This is a genomic window from Streptomyces sp. NPDC056224, assembly GCF_042267665.1.
In the GTDB taxonomy this organism is placed as follows: domain Bacteria; phylum Actinomycetota; class Actinomycetes; order Streptomycetales; family Streptomycetaceae; genus Streptomyces.
Map to the genome: position 1 here is coordinate 119,396 of NZ_JBHJTK010000017.1, position 18,029 is coordinate 137,424.

At 71.7% G+C, this 18,029-nt stretch carries 13 protein-coding genes; 6 read left to right on the forward strand and 7 right to left on the reverse strand.

What is annotated here, in order from left to right; genetic code table 11:
* Positions 1-25 precede the first annotated feature (25 nt).
* Both ACFCZ1_RS21100 and ACFCZ1_RS21105 read left to right on the forward strand, forming a co-directional pair.
* Positions 26-943 (forward strand): DMT family transporter, encoded by a 918-nt coding sequence (locus ACFCZ1_RS21100; RefSeq protein ID WP_376679793.1) that lies wholly within the window; start codon positions 26-28, stop codon positions 941-943.
* A 10-nt stretch (positions 944-953) separates the two neighbouring features.
* Positions 954-1,850 (forward strand): LysR family transcriptional regulator, encoded by an 897-nt coding sequence (locus ACFCZ1_RS21105; protein ID WP_376679794.1) that lies wholly within the window; start codon positions 954-956, stop codon positions 1,848-1,850.
* 414 nt (positions 1,851-2,264) lie between these two features.
* Here the strand turns inward: ACFCZ1_RS21105 and pepN (ACFCZ1_RS21110) are convergent, their stop codons facing one another.
* Positions 2,265-4,856 (reverse strand): aminopeptidase N, encoded by a 2,592-nt coding sequence (pepN, locus tag ACFCZ1_RS21110; RefSeq protein WP_376679795.1) that lies wholly within the window; start codon positions 4,854-4,856, stop codon positions 2,265-2,267.
* Between the two features lie 138 nt (positions 4,857-4,994).
* On the opposite strand from pepN (ACFCZ1_RS21110), the gene ACFCZ1_RS21115 reads away from it, so the two are divergent.
* A complete protein-coding gene (locus ACFCZ1_RS21115) occupies positions 4,995-5,507 on the forward strand; it encodes a DUF1203 domain-containing protein (protein ID WP_376679796.1) in 513 nt (170 codons plus the stop codon).
* A 54-nt stretch (positions 5,508-5,561) separates the two neighbouring features.
* On the opposite strand, the gene ACFCZ1_RS21120 is transcribed toward ACFCZ1_RS21115, so the two are convergent.
* The 3 genes from ACFCZ1_RS21120 to ACFCZ1_RS21130 form a co-directional block, all read right to left on the reverse strand.
* Entirely contained in the window at positions 5,562-6,590 is a 1,029-nt protein-coding gene (locus tag ACFCZ1_RS21120) for an aspartate-semialdehyde dehydrogenase (RefSeq protein WP_376679797.1), read from the reverse strand.
* A gap of 312 nt (positions 6,591-6,902) precedes the next feature.
* Positions 6,903-10,226: a S8 family serine peptidase gene (locus tag ACFCZ1_RS21125; protein ID WP_376679798.1), complete on the reverse strand. Its 3,324-nt coding sequence runs from the start codon at positions 10,224-10,226 to the stop codon at positions 6,903-6,905.
* 273 nt (positions 10,227-10,499) lie between these two features.
* Positions 10,500-11,060, reverse strand: coding sequence for a CGNR zinc finger domain-containing protein (locus ACFCZ1_RS21130; protein WP_376679799.1), 561 nt, complete (start codon positions 11,058-11,060; stop codon positions 10,500-10,502).
* A 135-nt stretch (positions 11,061-11,195) separates the two neighbouring features.
* On the opposite strand from ACFCZ1_RS21130, the gene ACFCZ1_RS21135 reads away from it, so the two are divergent.
* Together ACFCZ1_RS21135 and ACFCZ1_RS21140 are read left to right on the forward strand one after the other, a co-directional pair.
* A complete protein-coding gene (locus ACFCZ1_RS21135) occupies positions 11,196-11,654 on the forward strand; it encodes a VOC family protein (protein ID WP_376679800.1) in 459 nt (152 codons plus the stop codon).
* On the forward strand, positions 11,654-12,562 hold the full coding sequence (locus ACFCZ1_RS21140; RefSeq protein ID WP_376679801.1) for a pyridoxamine 5'-phosphate oxidase family protein: 909 nt from the start codon (positions 11,654-11,656) through the stop codon (positions 12,560-12,562). Before ACFCZ1_RS21135 ends, ACFCZ1_RS21140 begins: the two co-directional genes overlap by 1 nt.
* Here the strand turns inward: ACFCZ1_RS21140 and ACFCZ1_RS21145 are convergent.
* Both ACFCZ1_RS21145 and pepN (ACFCZ1_RS21150) read right to left on the reverse strand, forming a co-directional pair.
* Positions 12,538-13,497: a hypothetical protein gene (locus ACFCZ1_RS21145; protein ID WP_376679802.1), complete on the reverse strand. Its 960-nt coding sequence runs from the start codon at positions 13,495-13,497 to the stop codon at positions 12,538-12,540. The genes ACFCZ1_RS21140 and ACFCZ1_RS21145 overlap by 25 nt on opposite strands.
* Before the next feature lie 244 nt (positions 13,498-13,741).
* Positions 13,742-16,318 (reverse strand): aminopeptidase N, encoded by a 2,577-nt coding sequence (gene pepN / locus ACFCZ1_RS21150; protein ID WP_376679803.1) that lies wholly within the window; start codon positions 16,316-16,318, stop codon positions 13,742-13,744.
* A 139-nt stretch (positions 16,319-16,457) separates the two neighbouring features.
* Between pepN (ACFCZ1_RS21150) and ACFCZ1_RS21155 the strand changes: the two genes are divergently transcribed.
* Positions 16,458-17,105 carry a DsbA family protein gene (locus ACFCZ1_RS21155; protein ID WP_376679804.1) on the forward strand — a complete coding sequence of 216 codons (648 nt, stop codon included), beginning with the start codon at positions 16,458-16,460 and terminating at the stop codon, positions 17,103-17,105.
* Positions 17,106-17,239: 134 nt separating this feature from the next.
* On the opposite strand, the gene ACFCZ1_RS21160 is transcribed toward ACFCZ1_RS21155, so the two are convergent.
* Positions 17,240-17,896 (reverse strand): superoxide dismutase, encoded by a 657-nt coding sequence (locus ACFCZ1_RS21160; protein ID WP_376679805.1) that lies wholly within the window; start codon positions 17,894-17,896, stop codon positions 17,240-17,242.
* Positions 17,897-18,029 lie beyond the last annotated feature (133 nt).

Genomic DNA, 18,029 nt, shown 5'->3' on the forward strand with positions numbered 1-18,029 from the left:
GAGGGGAAGACACACAGTGGCCGTCATGGACCGCGTCCGCACCGCCCGGCGAGGCAAGCCCGCAGTGCCGGGGAAGAAGGGGGCCGCCGGTCTCGGCGTCCTCCTCGCCCTGCTCGCGACGGTCGTCTGGTCCGGCAGCTTCGTCGCCACGCGGGGGATGGCCGACAGCGTCCCGCCCGTCCAGGCCGTGTTCTGGCGCTGGATCATCGCCACCCTCGCGGTCGCCCCCTTCGCCGCCCGCCAGGCCTGGCAGCAGCGGGCCCTGATCGCCCGGCACCTCGGCTTCATCGCCCTCGCCTCGCTGTTCGGCGTCGCGCTCTACAACACCCTCGTGCACCAGGCCGGACTGACCACTTCCGCCTCCAACATGGGCATGATCATGGCCGCTTCGCCGGTCGTCATGGCGCTGTACGCCCGCCTCGGCGGCGAACGGCTCGGCGCCCGGCGCACCTTCGGACTGCTGCTCGCCGCGTTCGGCGTGCTGCTGCTGGTCGGCGACGGCTCCCTCGGCTTCGACTTCGGCGCCGGAGACCTGTGGATGTTCGCCGCGGCCCTGGCCTTCGCCACGTACAGCGCACTGCTCAAGCGCAAGCCCGCCGACCTGGGCGGCCTGGCCTTCCTGATCACCACCTTCGTGCTCGGCGCGCTGATGCTGGCACCGGCCTACGCCGTCTCCCTCTCCGTCCAGGGCGGCTTCGAGGCCACCGCCGGAACGGTCGGACCGCTCCTGTACGTCGGGGTGTTCTCCTCGGCGGTCGCCTTCTTCGCCTGGAACAAGGCCGTCTCGATCATCGGAGCCGCCCGCGCCGGAGTCGTCTACTACCTCCAGCCGGTGTGCGTGGCGATCCTCGGCTTCCTGCTCATCGGCGAGGCGACCGGACCGGCGCAGCTGCTCTGCATGGCGCTGATCCTCGGCGGAGTCGGCCTGGGTGCCCGGCGGTAGGTTCGGGCCCATGACCGAGTGGGACATCAAGAAGCTGCGGATCCTGCGGACCCTCGCCGAACAGGGGACCGTGACCGCGACGGCCGAGGCGCTGCACATGACGCCCTCGGCCGTTTCGCAGCAGCTGACGAACCTCGCCCGGCAGCTGGGGGTGGTGCTGCTGGAGGCGCAGGGCCGCGGGGTCCGGCTCACCGACGCCGCGCATCTCGTACTGCGGCACGTGGAGGCCGTGTTCGCGCAGCTGGAGCGGGCCGACGCCGAGCTGGCCGGCTACCTCGCCGGGGACGCGGGGGAGGTACGGGTCGGCGCCTTCTCGACCGCCGTACCGGCGCTCGTCGTTCCGGCGGTGGCGGCGCTGCGGCGCTCGCACCCCGGGGTGGAGGTCCGGGTGCGGGAGACGGAGGCGGCGGAGTCGTACGAGCTGCTGTCGGCCGGGGCCGTGGACGTGGCGCTGTCGCTGGCGGCCCACGCGCCGACCGCGCGGGATCCCCGGTTCACCCGGGTGACGCTCCTGGAGGACCCGCTGGACGTGGCGCTCCCGCCCGGCCATCCGCTGGCGGCCGCGCCGGAGCTGCGGCTGGCGGACCTGTCCGGCGACCCGTGGATCTACGGCGGCAGCGGCCCCTGGTCGCAGATCGCCCGGGGCGCCTGCGAGGCCGCGGGCTTCGTCCCGGAGCAGGCGCACTCGGCGTCCGGCTGGACCGCGATCCTGGCCATGGTCGAGGCGGGGATGGGCGTGGCGCTGGTCCCCCGCATGGTGTCGAGCCGCGCCTCGGGCGTGGCGGTCCGGGTCCTCGCCCACGACCGGCCCACGCGCCACGTCATCGCGGCGGTCCGGCGCGGCGCCGAGTCCGCTCCCGCGGTGGCCCACGTGCTGGCGGCCCTGCGCGCCGCCGCCGGCGGGTAGCCGGGCCGCCGCACGGGCCGTCCCCTACCCGCCCTTCCCTTCTTCCCAGGGGCTTCGCCCCGGACCCCGTACGGTGCTCCGCGCCCGCACCTCAACCGCCGGCGGGGGCCGGTGGTGTCACCTGGCGGGGCACGGGGGGCCGGGGGCAGAGCCCGCCGGGGGCGGCGCCGTACCCGCGGGACGACCTCGCCCCGCGGTTACGGGCAGAGCCCTGGAGCCCCTCGGGCCCCGTCGTCACCGTGGCGCCCGGCCCGGGGCCCCTCCCCCCGGCTACCACTGGGAGGGGCCCCGGGCACCGCACCTCGCCGGGTACTCGGGGCGCCCGAGTACGTCCAGTACACGGGCGCCCCTCCGCCCTGCGAGGCACGGCGCCGGACGCCACGGGACCGACCGGCGCCACCGTGGCAACGGGAACTAGGCCCGAGCGGCAGCGGAATCGGCCGCCTGGGCCTTCAGCGCGCGCTCGACGCCCGCGCGGGACTCCGAGACCAGGCGGCGCAGGGCCGCGTTCGGCTCGGCCGAGGCCAGCCAGGCGTCCGTCGCGTCCAGGGTCTCCTGGGAGACCAGCAGGGACGGGTACAGGCCCACCGCGATCTGCTGGGCGATCTCGTGGCTGCGGGTCTCCCAGACGCCCTTGACCGCCGCGAAGTACTTCTCGGCGTACGGGGCCAGCAGCTCGCGCTGGTCGGTCTGGACGAAGCCGCCGATCACGGCCTCCTGCACCGCGTTCGGCAGGTCGGCGGACTCCACCACCGAGGCCCACGCCGCGGCCTTGGCCTCCGCCGTCGGGAGCGCGGCCCGGGCGGTCGCCGCGTGGCGCTCGCCCGCCGCCGTGGAGTCCCGCTCCACCTCGGCCGCGATGGCCGCCTCACCGGCGACGCCCGTCGCGGCGAGGCGCTCCAGGAACGCCCAGCGCAGCTCGGTGTCGACGACCAGGCCCTCGACCTCGGCCGCGCCGTCCAGCAGCGCCGACAGGTAGGTCAGCTGACCCTCGGTGCGGGCCGTGGCCGCGAAGGCGCGCGCCCACGCCAGCTGGTGGTCGCTGCCCGGCTCGGCCGCGCGCAGGTGCTCCAGCGTGGCCTCGGTCCAGGTCGCCAGACCCTCCTCGCGCCACGCCGGGTCGGCGTACAGGTCGATGGCCATCTTCACCTGGCGGTGCAACGACTGCACGACGCCGATGTCGGACTCCTTGGCGATGCCCGAGAGGACCAGCGCCAGGTAGTCGCGGGTGGCGAGCTCGCCGTCCCGCGTCATGTCCCAGGCCGACGCCCAGCACAGCGCGCGCGGCAGGGACTCGGCGAAGTCCCCCAGGTGCGCGGTGACGTTGGCGAGGGAGGCCTCGTCCAGACGGACCTTCGCGTACGACAGGTCGTCGTCGTTGAGCAGCACGACGGTCGGCCGGGTGCGGCCCACGAGCTCCGGCACCGCCGTCAGCGCGCCGTCGATGTCCAGCTCGATCCGGTCGGTGCGCACGAGGCGGCCGTCCTGGAGCTCGTACAGGCCGATCGCGATCCGGTGGGGGCGCAGGACCGGCTCGCCCTTCGCACCGGCCGGCAGGGCCGGGGCCTCCTGGCGGACCGCGAAGGCCGTGATGACACCGGCGGCGTCGGTGGTGATCTGCGGCCGCAGGACATTGATGCCGGCCGTCTCCAGCCACGCCTTCGACCAGGCGGCCAGGTCGCGGCCCGAGGTCTCCTCCAGGGCGCCGAGCAGGTCGGACAGGCGCGTGTTGCCGAACGCGTGCGCCTTGAAGTACGCCTGCACGCCCTTGAAGAAGGCGTCCATGCCGACGTAGGCGACGAGCTGCTTGAGCACCGAGGCGCCCTTGGCGTACGTGATGCCGTCGAAGTTGACCAGGACGTCGTCCAGGTCACGGATGTCCGCCATGATCGGGTGGGTGGACGGCAGCTGGTCCTGCCGGTAGGCCCAGGTCTTCATGGAGTTGGCGAAGGTGGTCCACGCGTGCGGCCACTTCGAGCCCTCGGCGTAGGCCTGGCAGGCGATCGAGGTGTAGGTGGCGAACGACTCGTTCAGCCACAGGTCGTTCCACCACTCCATGGTCACGAGGTCGCCGAACCACATGTGGGCGAGCTCGTGCAGGATGGTCTCCGCGCGCAGCTCGTACGACGCGTCCGTCACCTTCGAGCGGAAGACGTACTGGTCGCGGATGGTGACCGCGCCCGCGTTCTCCATGGCGCCCGCGTTGAACTCCGGGACGAAGAGCTGGTCGTACTTGGCGAACGGGTAGTCGTAGGCGAACTTCTCCTGGAACCAGTCGAAGCCCTGCCGCGTCACGTCGAAGATCTCGTCCGCGTCGAGGAACTCGGCGAGCGAGGGGCGGCAGTAGATGCCGAGCGGCACGGACTGCCCGTCCCGGCCCTCGTAGGAGCTGTGCACGGCGTGGTACGGGCCGACGATCAGCGCGGTGATGTACGAGGAGATGCGCGGGGTCGGCTCGAAGGCCCACACCCGGTCCTTGGGCTCGGCCCCCTGCGAAACGTCGCGTGGTGAGTTCGAGATGACCGTCCAGCCCTCGGGGGCCGTCACGGTGAACTGGAACGTGGCCTTCAGGTCGGGCTGCTCGAAGCTCGCGAAGACCCGCCGCGCGTCCGGCACCTCGAACTGGGTGTACAGGTAGGCCTGCTGGTCGACCGGGTCGACGAAGCGGTGCAGGCCCTCGCCGGTGTTGGTGTACGCACAGTCCGCGACGACCCGGAGCTCGTTCGCCCCGGCGGCGAGGTGCGCCAGCGTGATGCGGGAGTCCCGGAAGACGGCGGCGACGTCCAGCGCCTTGCCGTTCAGGACGACCTCGTGCACGGCCGGGGCGACCAGGTCGATGAAGGTCTCGGCCCCGGCCTCGGCCGACTGGAAGCGCACGGTGGTCACGGACGGGTACGTGCCGCCCTCCTGCGCGCCGCTGAGATCGAGGTCGATCTCGTAGGAGTCGACGGTCAGCAGCTTTGCCCGCTGCTGAGCCTCTTCACGGGTGAGATTCGTGCCTGGCACGCGTTCATCTCCTTCGATGGTGACGGTGCCCGCCATCTTTCCACGAGGCCAGGGCCGTCGCGTCGGAGTAATCCACGGGCGAACGCGAGGTCGGAAACCTGCCGGACACGGCGGCCGTCCGCGGGGACGCTGGTGGGCATGAGCATCGGACATCAGGCAAGGCCCATCGGGGCGGCGGCGCTCGCCGAGCTGCGGGCACGTGACGACGGGGGGCGCCACCGCGTCCCGTACACCGACGAGGAGGGCGGCGCGCCGCTCAGGTGCTGCCTGCGGCCGAGCGCGGCCGGGGAGCGGATCGCGCTCGTCTCGTACGCACCCCTGCGGCGCTGGGCCGCCGCGACCGGCGCGGACCCGGGCGCGTACGACGAGCAGGGGCCCGTCTTCATCCACGCGCAGGACTGCGGCGGGCCGGCGGGCGGGGACGCGTACCCCGACGCGTACCCCTTCGCCCGGCCGGGCGTGCGGCGCACCGCCCGGCGGTACAGCGCCCGGGGGCACATCCTCGGCGGCCGGGTGCTGGAGCTCGGCGAGGAGCCGGACGGCGTCATCGATCTCGCCCTGGGCGAGGCGTTCGCCGATCCCGAGGTGGCCCTCGTGCACGTGCGGGCCGCCGAGTTCGGCTGCTTCCTCTTCGAGGTGCGCAGGCCCTGACACGACCGAGGGGCGGCGCCGTCACGGCGCCGCCCCTCAGCCGTGCGACCGGGATCAGCCGCGGAGCTCCTCGGCGACGAGCTCGGCGATCTGGACCGCGTTCAGGGCCGCGCCCTTGCGCAGGTTGTCGTTCGAGAGGAACAGCGCGAGGCCGTTGTCGACCGTCTCGTCGGAGCGGATGCGGCCCACGTACGAGGCGTCCTTGCCGGCGGCCTGGAGTGGGGTCGGGATCTCCGACAGCTCGACGCCCGGAGCGTCCTCCAGCAGCTCGTAGGCGCGCTCGACGCTGATCGGCCGGTCGAAGCGGGCGTTGATCTGGAGGGAGTGACCGGAGAAGACCGGCACGCGCACGCAGGTGCCCGACACCTTGAGCTCCGGGATCTCCAGGATCTTGCGGGACTCGTTGCGGAGCTTCTGCTCCTCGTCGGTCTCGAAGGACCCGTCGTCCACGATCGAGCCAGCGAGCGGGACGACGTTGAAGGCGATGGGCCGCTTGTAGACGGCCGGCTCCGGGAAGTCCACCGCGCCGCCGTCGAAGGTCAGCTGGTCGGCGGTCTCGGAGACCGCGCAGGCCTGGCTCTTGAGCTCGGCGACACCGGCCAGGCCCGAGCCCGACACGGCCTGGTAGGTGGTCGCGATCAGCGCGGACAGGCCGGCCTCTTCGTGCAGCGGGCGCAGCACCGGCATCGCGGCCATCGTGGTGCAGTTCGGGTTCGCGATGATGCCCTTGGGGCGGTTGCGGGCCGCGTGCGGGTTGACCTCGGAGACGACGAGGGGGACCTCGGGGTGGCCGCGCCAGGCGGAGGAGTTGTCGATCACGACGGCGCCCTGCGAGGCGACCTTCTCGGCGAGGACCCTGGAGGTGGCGCCGCCCGCGGAGAAGAGCACGATGTCCAGGCCCGAGTAGTCGGCCGTGGACGCGTCCTCGACGGTGATCTCCCGGCCCTCCCACTCGAGGGTGGAGCCCGCGGAACGGGCCGAGGCGAACAGCCGCAGCTCGTCCACCGGGAACTTCCGCTCGGCGAGGATGCCGCGCATGACTCCGCCGACCTGTCCGGTGGCTCCGACGATTCCGACCCTCACGGTGACTCCTTTGGTACGTACGACGCGGGCGCGCGTGGAGCCATCATGCGTTCGACCCCACGAGCCTTGTCCAATCCATTGTCCGAGGAACGGACGGTGTCCGGAATGTGAACTCCCGCGACGGCTGTGTGAGGGGAGTGTCGCACGTCCCCGCCGGACCCGTTTCGCCAGGTCAGAGCCGGTGGGTAGCCGATCCGGAGGGTCCGGTGTCCGGGCGCGGCGGACCGCAGGGCGACCATCCGGCGGCGGGCAACGCGAAGGGGCCGGTGCTCGTCTCGCGAGCACCGGCCCCTCCTTCACGCGGTCACACCGTTACGGGGTGACCTTCTCGATCTGCACGTTGCCCGTGCCGGCGGCGGTGCCGCGGGCGTTGAGCAGGTTGACCTGGCCGAACAGCAGCCGGCCCTCGGGGGCCGCGCCGTTGACCAGCACGTTCGCCGAGACGGTCGCGGTGGCGCCGTTGGCGAGGTTCACGGCGGCGCTCTCGTCGACCTGGACCTTGCCGAGGGCGTCCGAGTAGTACACGTCGCGGTAGTCGTACGTGGTGGAACCGGACGGGATCGCGTAGCCGATCACCTTGACGGTGTAGGTGCCCGCGGCCGGGTTGGCCAGGCTCACGGCCTCCTCGGAGTCGCCGTCGGCGGAGGAGCCGACCTTGACGCCGTCCTTGTAGACCTCGAGGTCGAGGTCGGCGGCGGTGTCGGAGACCTTGCCGATCGAGATGTCGAGGCGGGAGACGCCCTCGCCGATCGTGACCTCGCTGGTCTGGGTCTCACCGTTCGCGATGGTCGGCACGGCGACCTTCGCGGAGCCCAGCTGGCCGCCCTGGAGCTTGCCGCCGGAGATGGCCGAGGCCTCGTTCTTGACGGTCCACTGGACCGGCGCCGGGGTGCCCGCCTTGACCTCGGCGAGCTTCGCGACCTCGGGGTCGAAGGCCGCGCCGAGCACGGAGACGTCCAGCTTGAACGGGTTGTCGAGCAGCGGCGACGTACGGCGCGACTCGACCTCGATCTCCCAGACGCCCGGCTGCGGTTCGGCGTACGAGCGCAGGTCGGGGCGGCACTTGTTCGCCGGGTTGTCGTAGTTCGGGTAGCACTGGGTCGTCGCGCTGTCCTCGACGCCCACACCGTACGGGTGGATCGAGATGAAGCGCGTCTGGCTGCCTGCCGCGAGACCGCCGAGGGCGACCTCAAGGGTCTTCGCGCCCGCCGGGACGGTCACGAAGTACGACTTGTGGCTGTTGCGCTGCACGGACGAGGTGTCCGACAGGGTGAACGACGGGGCCGTCAGCGGGGTCGCCGCGACGACGGTCGTCAGGATCTGCTTGTCGATGCCCTCGGTGGTCTCGTCGTCCAGCTGCAGGATGCCGCTGTGGACGCCGCCCGACTTGGCGTTGGCCTCGACCTTGATGGTGACGGGCTTGTTCAGCGGCAGGGTGACGTAGTCGTAGCCGCCGATGACCTTGAAGGTGCCGTCGTTGTTGCGCCAGCTCAGGTTGTGCCGGGTGCCGTACTTGACGCCCGTGGTGCGGGTGACGACGACGTTGTAGACCTTCTTCTGGCCGACCTTGAGGCCGCCCTCGCGGTCGTACACGCCGGTGCCGAAGCCCGGGGTCTTCAGGAACTGGTCGATCGCGGTGTCGACCGGCGCCTTGACCGTGAACTCGTTCGCCTTCGCGCCGCGCTGGATGGACTCCCACGCGCCGTTGACGTCGATGAGGCCCGAGCCCTGGGCGTGCGCCGGGACGTCCTCGATCTTCTTCGCGGTGCTGGTGAGCGCGGTGCGCAGGGACGCCGGGGAGAGCGCGATCTTCTGCTGCTTGGCGGCCGAGATCAGCAGGGCGCTGGCGCCCGCCGCCTGCGGCGAGGACATCGAGGTGCCCTGGAGCATGCCGTAACCGGCCGGCAGGCTGTAGCCGGCCTCCTTCACCGGGGCGCCGGGCAGCCAGGTCTGGATCGTGTTGATCGAGGCGCCGGGGGCGGTGATGGTCGGGGTGAACCCGCCGTCCTCACGCGGACCGCGCGAGGAGAAGGGGAACATGTTGTACTTCTTGGTCACGCCGGAGCCGTAGTTGGCGGCCCAGGTCTCCTTGGAGACGGAGGCGCCCACGGAGATGACCTTGTCCGCGAGGCCGGGGTCGCCGATGGTGTTGACACCGGGGCCCTCGTTGCCCGCCGAGATGACGAGCTGGACACCGTAGGTGTCGATGAGGTTCTTGTAGAGCTCGGAGCGCGCGTTGTTGCCGTCGTTCAGCGCCGGGAGGCCGCCGATCGACATGTTGACGATGTCGACGCCGCGGTTGACGACGAGGTCGATCATGCCTTCGGTCAGCGCGATGTTGGTGCAGCCGCCGGACCAGGTGCAGGCGCGCGAGGAGACGATCTTCGCGCCGGGCGCCTCGCCGTTCATCTTGCCGCCGAACAGGCTGTGGGCGGCGGTGATGCCGGCGACGTGCGTGCCGTGCTCGGACTCGATGATGCCGACGTTGACGAAGTCGGCCTTCTTGCCGACCCAGTCACCGCCCAGCGGGTCCATCGGGACGTCCTTGCGGATCTCGATCACGAACGGGATGCGCTCGGCGACGTCGGTCGCCGGGTTGTCCGTGCCGAAGTAGCCGATCTGGTAGCCGTCCTTGTACGGCTTCATCGGCTCGTTGTTCGTGAAGTCGCCGTCCTGGTCGGTGTCGACGCGGACGGTGCCGGCGGCGACGTCGTAGAGCAGGCCGAACCGGTCGGTGGTGTCCCCGTCCCGGTTGACGTCGCCCTTCATGTCACCGTTGGCGGTGATCGACTCGCTGAAGCGGCTCCACTGGAAGCTGCCCTCCGGGGCCTTCCAGCTCTGGCCGCCGGCGGTGAAGGTGCCGCCGGCGGCCGTGACCGGGGTGATCTGGGCGCGCCAGGTGGCGTCGCCGTCGGCGATCGGGTCGGTCGCGGTCACCCAGTCGACGATCTTGCGCTCGCCGGTGGTGGTCTTCTGCAGGGCCGGGTGGCTGATGTCGACGCCCGAGTCCAGGACGCCGATGGTCACGCCGCGGCCGTCGGCCTGCGGGTTCTTCGCGACGAAGTCGACGGCGCCCGTCTCGAAGGACGGGTTGTACGGGTTCTTCGCCGGGGTGTTCTTGTCCGGCGCCGCGTACGTCTCGGCCGCGGTCTTCTTGACCGCGCCCGACTCGCCGTGGGTGTCGGGGCGCGGGTCGGGCAGCTGGATCTCGTGCCGCAGGTCGATGCCGTGCACCGTGGACAGCTTGGCGGCCGCCTTCAGTGCGGCCTCCGCCTTGCCGGTGGGCAGGGTGGCGCGCACGTAGCCGAGCTTGTCGTACGTCTGGCCCACCGAGGCGCCCTGGACGGCGTCGAGCTGGTCGGCCACCTGCTTGGTCTGGCCGGGGGCGGTCGCGACCATGACGGTGACGTTCGCGTCACCCTTGGCCTTGGCCTCCTGGAGCAGCTCCGCGTCGGCCGAACCGAGCTTCTGGTCGGCCGACTTCACGGCCGGGTTGGTGCCGGGCTTGTCGGCGCCCGAGGCGGCGAAGACGGGCGCGGCGCCGGAGGCCGCGAGGGCGGCGACCAGGCCGGCCGCGGCCGCGACGCGCGCCGCGCGTCTGGCCCCGGGTATGGAGCTGGGGGATTCGAGGGTCATCAGCATCCCTGGTAAGTGAAAGATACGGTCCGGATTTCGGTGCCGGATGACCGGTCAGCTTTCCTCACGCGACAGCTCTTTGGGGAGCCTTGTCATTGACCGAGACCTGTCATGGCGGACTCTCGCCAGTGCGGGGTTTCCGCCAGCACGGCCTTACCGGGACAGACGTGGATGAACCCAGTGGTCTGATGAGTGGATTTGTAGACTTCCCGACTGCATGTCAGGACTGGACCAGAGCGCGGCCCGGGATCGGGTGTGACAACTTCCGGGGTTTCAGCGCACGCGCGTGCGCGCGTAGTGGCGGGAGGCTTTCGCCCGGTTTCCGCAGGCGGCCATCGAGCACCAGCGTCGGGTGCCGTTGCGCGAGATGTCGTGGAAGTGCAGGACGCACGATGCGGAGGCGCACTTGCGGATCCGGTCGGGTGCGCCGGCCAGCAGCTCCAGGTAGTTCCGGGCGGCCGTCCAGGCCGGACCCCAGGTCGGATCGTCGAACTCGGTCCGCTCGCCCGGTCCTTCGGTGGTCAGGGTCGGCCGGATCCGGCCGTGCTCCAGTACCGCGTCGACCAGGGCGCGGGCGCTCCCGTCGGCCGGGTCCGCCACCGCGCGGGCCAGCGCCTCGCGGGCGGTCAGCAGGTGGACGAGGGTCGCGGCGTCCGCGCGGAAGCGGTCGGCCAGGCCGGTGCTCTCCAGCCAGACCGCGAGCCCTTCGACCCGGGTGAGGCCGCCGGCGCCCGCGAAGAGGTCCAGGGGTTCGCCGTCCGCGACCCAGCGGGTGTTCAGCAGGTCGAGGGCGACCGGCTCACCGGTCAGGGGTCGTGGATCCGCCGCCGCCATGTCCCTGACCCCTCTCGCACTCCCGCTAACCCCTCAAGAGTACGTGACCGGTTGACGCTGCTCGCTCTAACCCTTAATCTCGATTTAGAAGGTTAGAACCATCCGGCTGGAAACAGCCTTGGGAAGGGAACCGTCATGACGTCGGTCATCAGCACGCTCCGCACCGGCCACGTGGGTCTGAACGTCACCGATCTGGACCGCTCGCTCGCCTTCTACCGGGACGCCCTCGGCTTCCAGGTGCTGGGGGAGGGCAAGGAGGAAGCGCGCCGCTTCGCCCTCCTCGGCCAGGACGGCGAGCTCGTCCTCACCCTGTGGCAGCAGGCCGACGGCGCCTTCGCCCCGGCCTCGGCCGGACTGCACCACCTGGCGCTCTCGGCCGGCGCCATCGAGGACGTGCGGCAGTACGAGGAGCGGCTGCGCTCGCTGGGCGTGGAGTTCGCGTACGAGGGGGTCGTCGCCCACGGCGAAGGGGCGGCCTCCGGCGGCATCTTCTTCCACGACCCGGACGGCACTCGCCTGGAGATCTTCGCGCCGACCGGCGCCGAAGGCGCTGAAGCTCCGACCCCCGGGGCTCCGACCTGCGGATTCTTCTAATGGGTGGGGCCTACCACCCGGGCTCGCTGGCAGTGCAGGAAAAGGTCGGCGTACGGGAACTCGCCGAGCACGTCGGCCGCTCGATCGGCACTGGCATCCGGGACGTCGCCGCGGCCTTCCTGGGGCTCCAGCCCCACCTGGTCGTCGGCGCAGCCGACGGCGCGGGGCGGATGTGGGCCTCGCTGCTCACCGGGGCGCCGGGTTTCGTACGGGCCACCGGGCCGGACCGGATCGCGGTCGCCGGCGGACTACCGGCCGGCGACCCGCTCGCGGAGGCCCTCGCCACCGCCGGGACCCGGGTCGGCACCATCGCGCTCGACCCGCGCACCCGCCGCCGGATGCGGCTGAACGGAACCCTCGGCGTCACCGCGGGCGGGTTCGCCGTCCACGCCGAGCAGGTGTTCGCCAACTGCCCCAAGTACCTGCAGAAGCGGCAGCCGCTGGACCTGGCGGCCGCGGGAGCCGGTGTCGTGCGGCGCGGCCGGGCGCTCACTCCGGACCAGCAGCGGGCGGTCCGCGCGGCCGACACGTTCTTCGTGGCCACGACGGCGGAGGCGGACGGGGCCGACGCCAGCCACCGGGGCGGGCTGCCGGGCTTCGTCGAGGTGCTCTCGCCGGTGGAGCTGGCCTGGCCGGACTACGCGGGCAACGCCATGTTCCTGACGCTGGGCAACCTGGTGGCCGATCCGCGGGCCGGGCTGCTCTTCCCGGACTGGGAGAGCGGCGCTCTGCTCCAGCTCAGCGGCCGGGCGCGGACCGAGTTCGGGGCCGCCGGAGAGCGGCGCGTGCGCTTCCGCGTGGAATCGGTCGTGGAGAGCGTGCATCCGGGGCGGCTGCGGTGGAGCGCCCCGGAGTACTCCCCGGCCAATCCGCCGCTGCCGCCTCACCGGGGGAGCACCACCAGATAGGCGGCGGGCTCGCGGCCGCCGGACGCCGTCAGGGCGGTCCGGACGACCGCCGCCTGCTGCTCGGGCCAGTCGCGGAGCTTGCGCGGGGTGATGTGGATGACGGTCACCCCGAGCCGCTCCAGCGTCTCCCGCTTGCGCACGCACTCGGACCACTGCTCGTCCTCGCCCTGACGCGGGGCGCGGGTGTCGATCTCGACGGCGACGGAGTGCTCGGGCCAGTACGCGTCGACCCCGCCGAGGTGCGGCCCGCCGGGCAGCCGCAGATCCGCGTTCCACACGGGCTCGGGCAGGTCGTAGCCCCGTACGAGGTGGTAGAGCCGGTCCTCGGCCATGGCCCGGCCCTCCGCGAGGAGCGACTCGACGGCGTCGACCACGTGCGGGCGGTTCAGCAGCCGGGCCACCGTCAGCTCCCGTACGACGGCGGCCGGTTCGCAGTGGCCGCCGCGCACGGCCTCGCTGAGCAGGCGGCGTACCGTGCCGGCGTCGGAGAGCTGGGCGACGGCGTCGGCGACGGCCCGCGCGACGGGAGCGACCGGCAGTCCGGTCACCTCCTGGGAGCGCGGCGCGGCGTGCGAGCGGACGATGCGCACGTCCCCGGTGGAGCGCAGCCGCCGGGTGCCGGGCACGAGCACGTCGATGTGGGAGAGGGCGAGCAGCGGGGGCGCGGAGGAGAACCGGTACAGCGCGAGCGCCGCCATCCCGGTGATCATGGCCTCGCCGCCGCGCCGTCCCGCGTAGAGCAGCGCGGCGTGCAGCCGCTCCTCGCTGGTCGCGGGGCCCGAGTGGAGCAGGAACACCCCGGGCAGGATCTGCTGCCAGGGCCGTTCGGCGGCGTCGGAGGCGGTGACGCCGTGCTCACGGAGCTGGGCCAGGGTCAGCACGCGGGGGCGGCTGCCGGTGAGGTGGGTGAGGGGGAGGGGTGCGTTCTGGTTCATGACGCGGTGATTCCCTCAGGCCGCGACCTCGCTAACCCCTGTTACACGTCCGTCGGCAAATCGGGACAAGCCGGGGCTAAAGTACGGGCGTTCGACTGCCGATGGGTTGCGTCGCCGTGCCGCCCCCGGCCCCCGTGCCCCGCCCCGTCCCCTGGCCCCCGTGCCCCGAACGCCGGCGGGGCCGGGTTGCCGGTGTGCGGCGCCCCGGGGTCCCGCCGGCGTTCGAGGGGTCACGCCGTGCCTGTCACAGCCGCCGCACGCCCTGGCTCGCGGCCGCCCCGTCGCAGGACTGGCCGCGCAGCGCGCGGGCCAGGTCGTCGCGGGACTCCAGGACCAGTCGGCGCAGGGCCGGCGGAGCCGAAGGGTGGGCCGACAGCCAGGCGTCCGTCGCCGCGACGGTGGACTCGGAGTCCTGGAGCGCGGGGTACAGCCCCTTCACCACGTCCATGGCGATCTGGATCGACCGGTCCGCCCACACCCGCTCGATCACCTCGAAGTAGCGCTCCGTGTAAGCCGCGAGCAGGCCCCGCTGCGAGGACTGCTGCATGCCCGCGATCGTCGCCTCCACCAGCGCGTTCGACAGCGCGTCCGACTCGACGACCGCCGCCCACGCCTGGTCCTTCACCGCCGCCGACGGCCGCGCCGCCAGGCAGCGCACCTCGTGCCGCTTGCCCGACGCCGTGTCGTCCCGCGCCAGTTCGGCGCTGAGCACGCCCTCGTCGACCGCGCCGTGCGCCGTCAGCGGCAGCAGGAAGTCCCAGCGCAGCTCCTGGTCCACCTCCAGCCCGTCGATCCGCGCCGAGCCGTCCAGCAGTCCGAGCAGCAGCTGGAAGTCGCCCTCCGTCGCCGCGCTCGCCGCGAAGAAGCGGGCCCACGTCAGCTGGTGCTCCGACCCCGGCTCCGCCCGCCGCAGCTCGTGCAGTGCTCCCGCCGCCAGCTCCCGGCCGCCCTGCTCGCGCCAGTGGGGCGCCGCGTAGTGCTTGACCGCGCTCAGCGCCTGCGCGTGCAGCATCTGCAGCACGCCGACGTCCGTCTCCCGCCCCGCGTGCGCGAGCAGCAGCGAGACGAAGTCACGCGCGGGCATCAGCCCGTCCCGCGTCAGGTTCCACAGCGCCGACCAGCTCAGCGCGCGGGCGAGGGGGTCCGTGAGGTCGCCCAGGTGCGCCCGCAGCGTGGCCAGCGAGGTCTCGTCGAAGCGGATCTTGCAGTAGGTGAGGTCCTCGTCGTTGACCAGGACCAGGTCGGGCCGCTCCTGGCCCGCCAGCTCCGCGACCACGGTCCGTACGCCCGACACGTCCGTCCCGGCCCGCGCGTAGCGGACCAGGGAGCCGTCGGAATCCAGCCGGTACAGGCCGACGGCGACCCGGTGCGGCCGCAGCTCCTCGCCCTCCTGCACCACCGCGAGCTCGGTCACGCGCCCGCCCGCGTCGCAGGTCACCACCGGGGTCAGCACGTTCACCCCCGCCGTCTGCAGCCAGGCCCGCGACCACTCGGCCATGTCCCGCCCGGAGACCTCCGCGAGCACCGACAGCAGGTCGTCCAGCGTGGTGTTCCCGTACGCGTTGGCCTTGAAGTAGCGCCGCGCGCCCTCCAGGAACGCCTCGCGCCCCACGTAGGCGACCAGCTGCTTGAGGACCGCCGCGCCCTTGGCGTACGTGATCCCGTCGAAGTTCAGCTTCGCGTCCTCCAGGTCACGGATGTCGGCCGTGATCGGGTGCGTGGACGGCAGCTGGTCGGCACGGTAGGCCCACGCCTTGCGGCTGTTGGCGAAGGTGACCCACGCCTGGTCGAACCGGGTCGCCTCGACCAGCCCGAAGGAGCCCATGAAGTCGGCGAAGGACTCCTTCAGCCACAGGTCGTCCCACCACTTCATGGTGACGAGGTCGCCGAACCACATGTGCGCCATCTCGTGCAGGATCACGTTCGCGCGCCGCTCGTACGAGGCCTGCGTGACCTTGCCGCGGAAGATGTACTCCTCCCGGAAGGTCACCATCCCCGGGTTCTCCATCGCGCCCAGGTTGTACTCCGGCACGAAGGCCTGGTCGTACTTGCCGAAGGGGTACGGGTAGTCGAACAGCTCGTGGAAGAGGTCGAAGCCCTGCTTGGTGACCAGGAAGACGTCGTCCGCGTCGAAGTGCCTGGCCAGCCCCTTGCGGCACATCGCGCCGAGCGGGATGGTCAGGTCCCCGCGCGTGTAGGTGTCCGTCACGTAGTGGTACGGGCCCGCCACCACGCACGTGATGTACGTCGAGATCGGCTGGGTCTCGGCGAACCGCCAGACCCCGGCCTCCCGGGACTCCTCCGCGCCGTTGCTCCACACCTGCCAGCCCTCGGGCGCGGTCACCTCGAAGCGGTACGGCGCCTTCAGGTCCGGCTGCTCGAAGTTCGCGTACACGCGCCGGGCGTCCGCCGGCTCGTACTGGGTGTAGAGGTAGACCTCGCCGTCCTCCGGGTCCACGAAGCGGTGCATGCCTTCGCCCGTCCGGCTGTAGGCGCAGTTCGCGTCCACCACCAGGACGTTCTCCGCGGCCAGGCCGTCCAAGGCGATCCGCGACCCGTCGAAGACGGCGGCCACGTCCAGTGCGCGCCCGTTGAGGGTCACGGAGTTCACCGAAGGGGCGATCAGGTCCGCGAAGGTGGAGCCGCCGGCCGCCCTGGCCCGGAAGCGGATGGTGGTCACCGAGCGGAAGGTCCGTGGGCCGTCGGCCGGTTCGGCCTCGTCCACCGCGGACCTGACGTCGAGGACCACCCCGTACCCGTCGACGGACAGCAGTTCGGCCCGCTCGCGGGCCTCGTCGCGGGACAGATTCTCTCCGGGCACGTGCACTCCTTCGTGCGTGATCGCGTTCTTGCGACGAATCCTCCCATGGGGAATGTGTGCGACTCCTGCCTGGTTGGCGACGGAGAAGGCGCGCCGTTGGCGTCTTCTTTCCGGTTGGGACCCAGGACTGAGGAGAGACATGACCGACACCCAGGTGCGCGAGAGGACCCCGGTCGACTTCTGGTTCGACCCGCTCTGTCCTTGGGCCTGGATGACGTCTCGCTGGATGCTGGAGGTCGAGAAGGTCCGCGACGTAGAGGTCCGCTGGCACGTGATGAGCCTGGCCGTCCTCAACGAGAACAGGCTCGACGAACTGCCCGAGTCCTACCGCGAACTGCTCGGCCCCAAGGGCTGGGCCCCGGTGCGCGTGGTGATAGCGGCCCAGCAGAAGCACGGCGACGAGATCACCGGGAAGCTGTACACCGCGCTCGGCACCCGCATCCACAACGAGGACCTCGGTCCGACCCGCGAGGTCATCGCAGCCGCGCTGGAGGAGGTCGGCCTGCCGGCCGAGCTGCTCGCCTACGCCGATTCCGACGAGTACGACGAGGTGCTGCGCGCCTCCCACGACAACGGCATCGAGCGGGTCGGCCAGGAGGTCGGCACCCCGGTGATCTCCGTGCCCGGCACCGACGGCGACGACGTGGCCTTCTTCGGGCCGGTCGTCACCCCGACCCCGCGCGGCGAGGCGGCCGCCCGGCTGTGGGACGGCACCCTGCTCGTCGCCTCCACCCCCGGCTTCTACGAGATCAAGCGCACCCGCACGAAGGGCCCCTCCTTCGAGTAGTCCGTGCCGTCGGTCCGTGCCGGTGCACACAGAAGACCCCCGTGAGTCACGTCCTCACGGGGGTCTTCTGCTGGACGCGCCCGCCGGTGAAGGGTGAGAAGACGATCACGAGGCGGACGGGCTCGGGGGTGCGATCAGCCCTTGACGGGGATCAGCAGCGGGGTGTTCGCCCTGGCGTCGGCGTAGCGCTTGGCCACGTCCTGCCAGTTGACGACGTTCCACATGGCCTCGATGAAGTCCACCTTCTGGTTCTTGTACTGCAGGTAGAAGGCGTGCTCCCAGGCGTCGAAGACCAGGATCGGCGTGCTGGCGACGCCCACGTTGCCCTGGTGGTCGTAGACCTGCTCGACGACCAGGCGGCCGCTGACCGGCTCGTACGCGAGCACGCCCCAGCCGGAGCCCTGCGTCGCGGAGGAGGCGAAGGTGAGCTGCTTCCTGAACTTCGCGAAGGAGCCGAAGGACTCGGTGATCGCGTCCGCGAGGTCGCCCGCGCCGTCGGCCGCGGTCGGCTCGCCGCCGCCCTCGCCGGTCTTGGGGCTCGCCATGTTGTGCCAGTAGATGCTGTGCAGGATGTGGCCGGAGAGGTGGAAGGCGAGGTTCTTCTCCAGGCCGTTCAGCGCGCCCCAGTTCTCCTTGTCGCGCGCCTCCGCGAGCTGCTCCAGCGTGGTGTTGGCGCCCGCGACGTAGGCCGCGTGGTGCTTGTCGTGGTGCAGCTCGATGATCTGCGGATTGATCACCGGCTCCAGCGCCGCGTAGTCGTACGGAAGATCGGGAAGCGTGTAAGTGGCCATGCGTGTCGTCCGGTCCCCTCGGCGCGCCAATCGCTAATTGCAAGTAATGTGCAACTGCACGCTAGCAGCATCTATTCCGCCTCACATGCAAGGGTCACCTCTGTGGAACGCAGGACGGCCCCGTGCGAACGCA

Excerpts from the sequence above, each read along its gene's own strand:
- ACFCZ1_RS21100 (WP_376679793.1), top strand. The coding sequence starts at position 26 with ATGGACCGCGTCCGCACCGCCCGGCGAGGCAAGCCCGCAGTGCCGGGG.
- ACFCZ1_RS21105 (WP_376679794.1), top strand. The coding sequence starts at position 954 with ATGACCGAGTGGGACATCAAGAAGCTGCGGATCCTGCGGACCCTCGCC.
- ACFCZ1_RS21115 (WP_376679796.1), top strand. The coding sequence starts at position 4,995 with ATGAGCATCGGACATCAGGCAAGGCCCATCGGGGCGGCGGCGCTCGCC.
- ACFCZ1_RS21125 (WP_376679798.1), bottom strand. The coding sequence starts at position 10,226 with ATGACCCTCGAATCCCCCAGCTCCATACCCGGGGCCAGACGCGCGGCG.
- ACFCZ1_RS21130 (WP_376679799.1), bottom strand. The coding sequence starts at position 11,060 with ATGGCGGCGGCGGATCCACGACCCCTGACCGGTGAGCCGGTCGCCCTC.
- ACFCZ1_RS21135 (WP_376679800.1), top strand. The coding sequence starts at position 11,196 with ATGACGTCGGTCATCAGCACGCTCCGCACCGGCCACGTGGGTCTGAAC.
- ACFCZ1_RS21140 (WP_376679801.1), top strand. The coding sequence starts at position 11,654 with ATGGGTGGGGCCTACCACCCGGGCTCGCTGGCAGTGCAGGAAAAGGTC.
- ACFCZ1_RS21145 (WP_376679802.1), bottom strand. The coding sequence starts at position 13,497 with ATGAACCAGAACGCACCCCTCCCCCTCACCCACCTCACCGGCAGCCGC.
- ACFCZ1_RS21155 (WP_376679804.1), top strand. The coding sequence starts at position 16,458 with ATGACCGACACCCAGGTGCGCGAGAGGACCCCGGTCGACTTCTGGTTC.
- ACFCZ1_RS21160 (WP_376679805.1), bottom strand. The coding sequence starts at position 17,896 with ATGGCCACTTACACGCTTCCCGATCTTCCGTACGACTACGCGGCGCTG.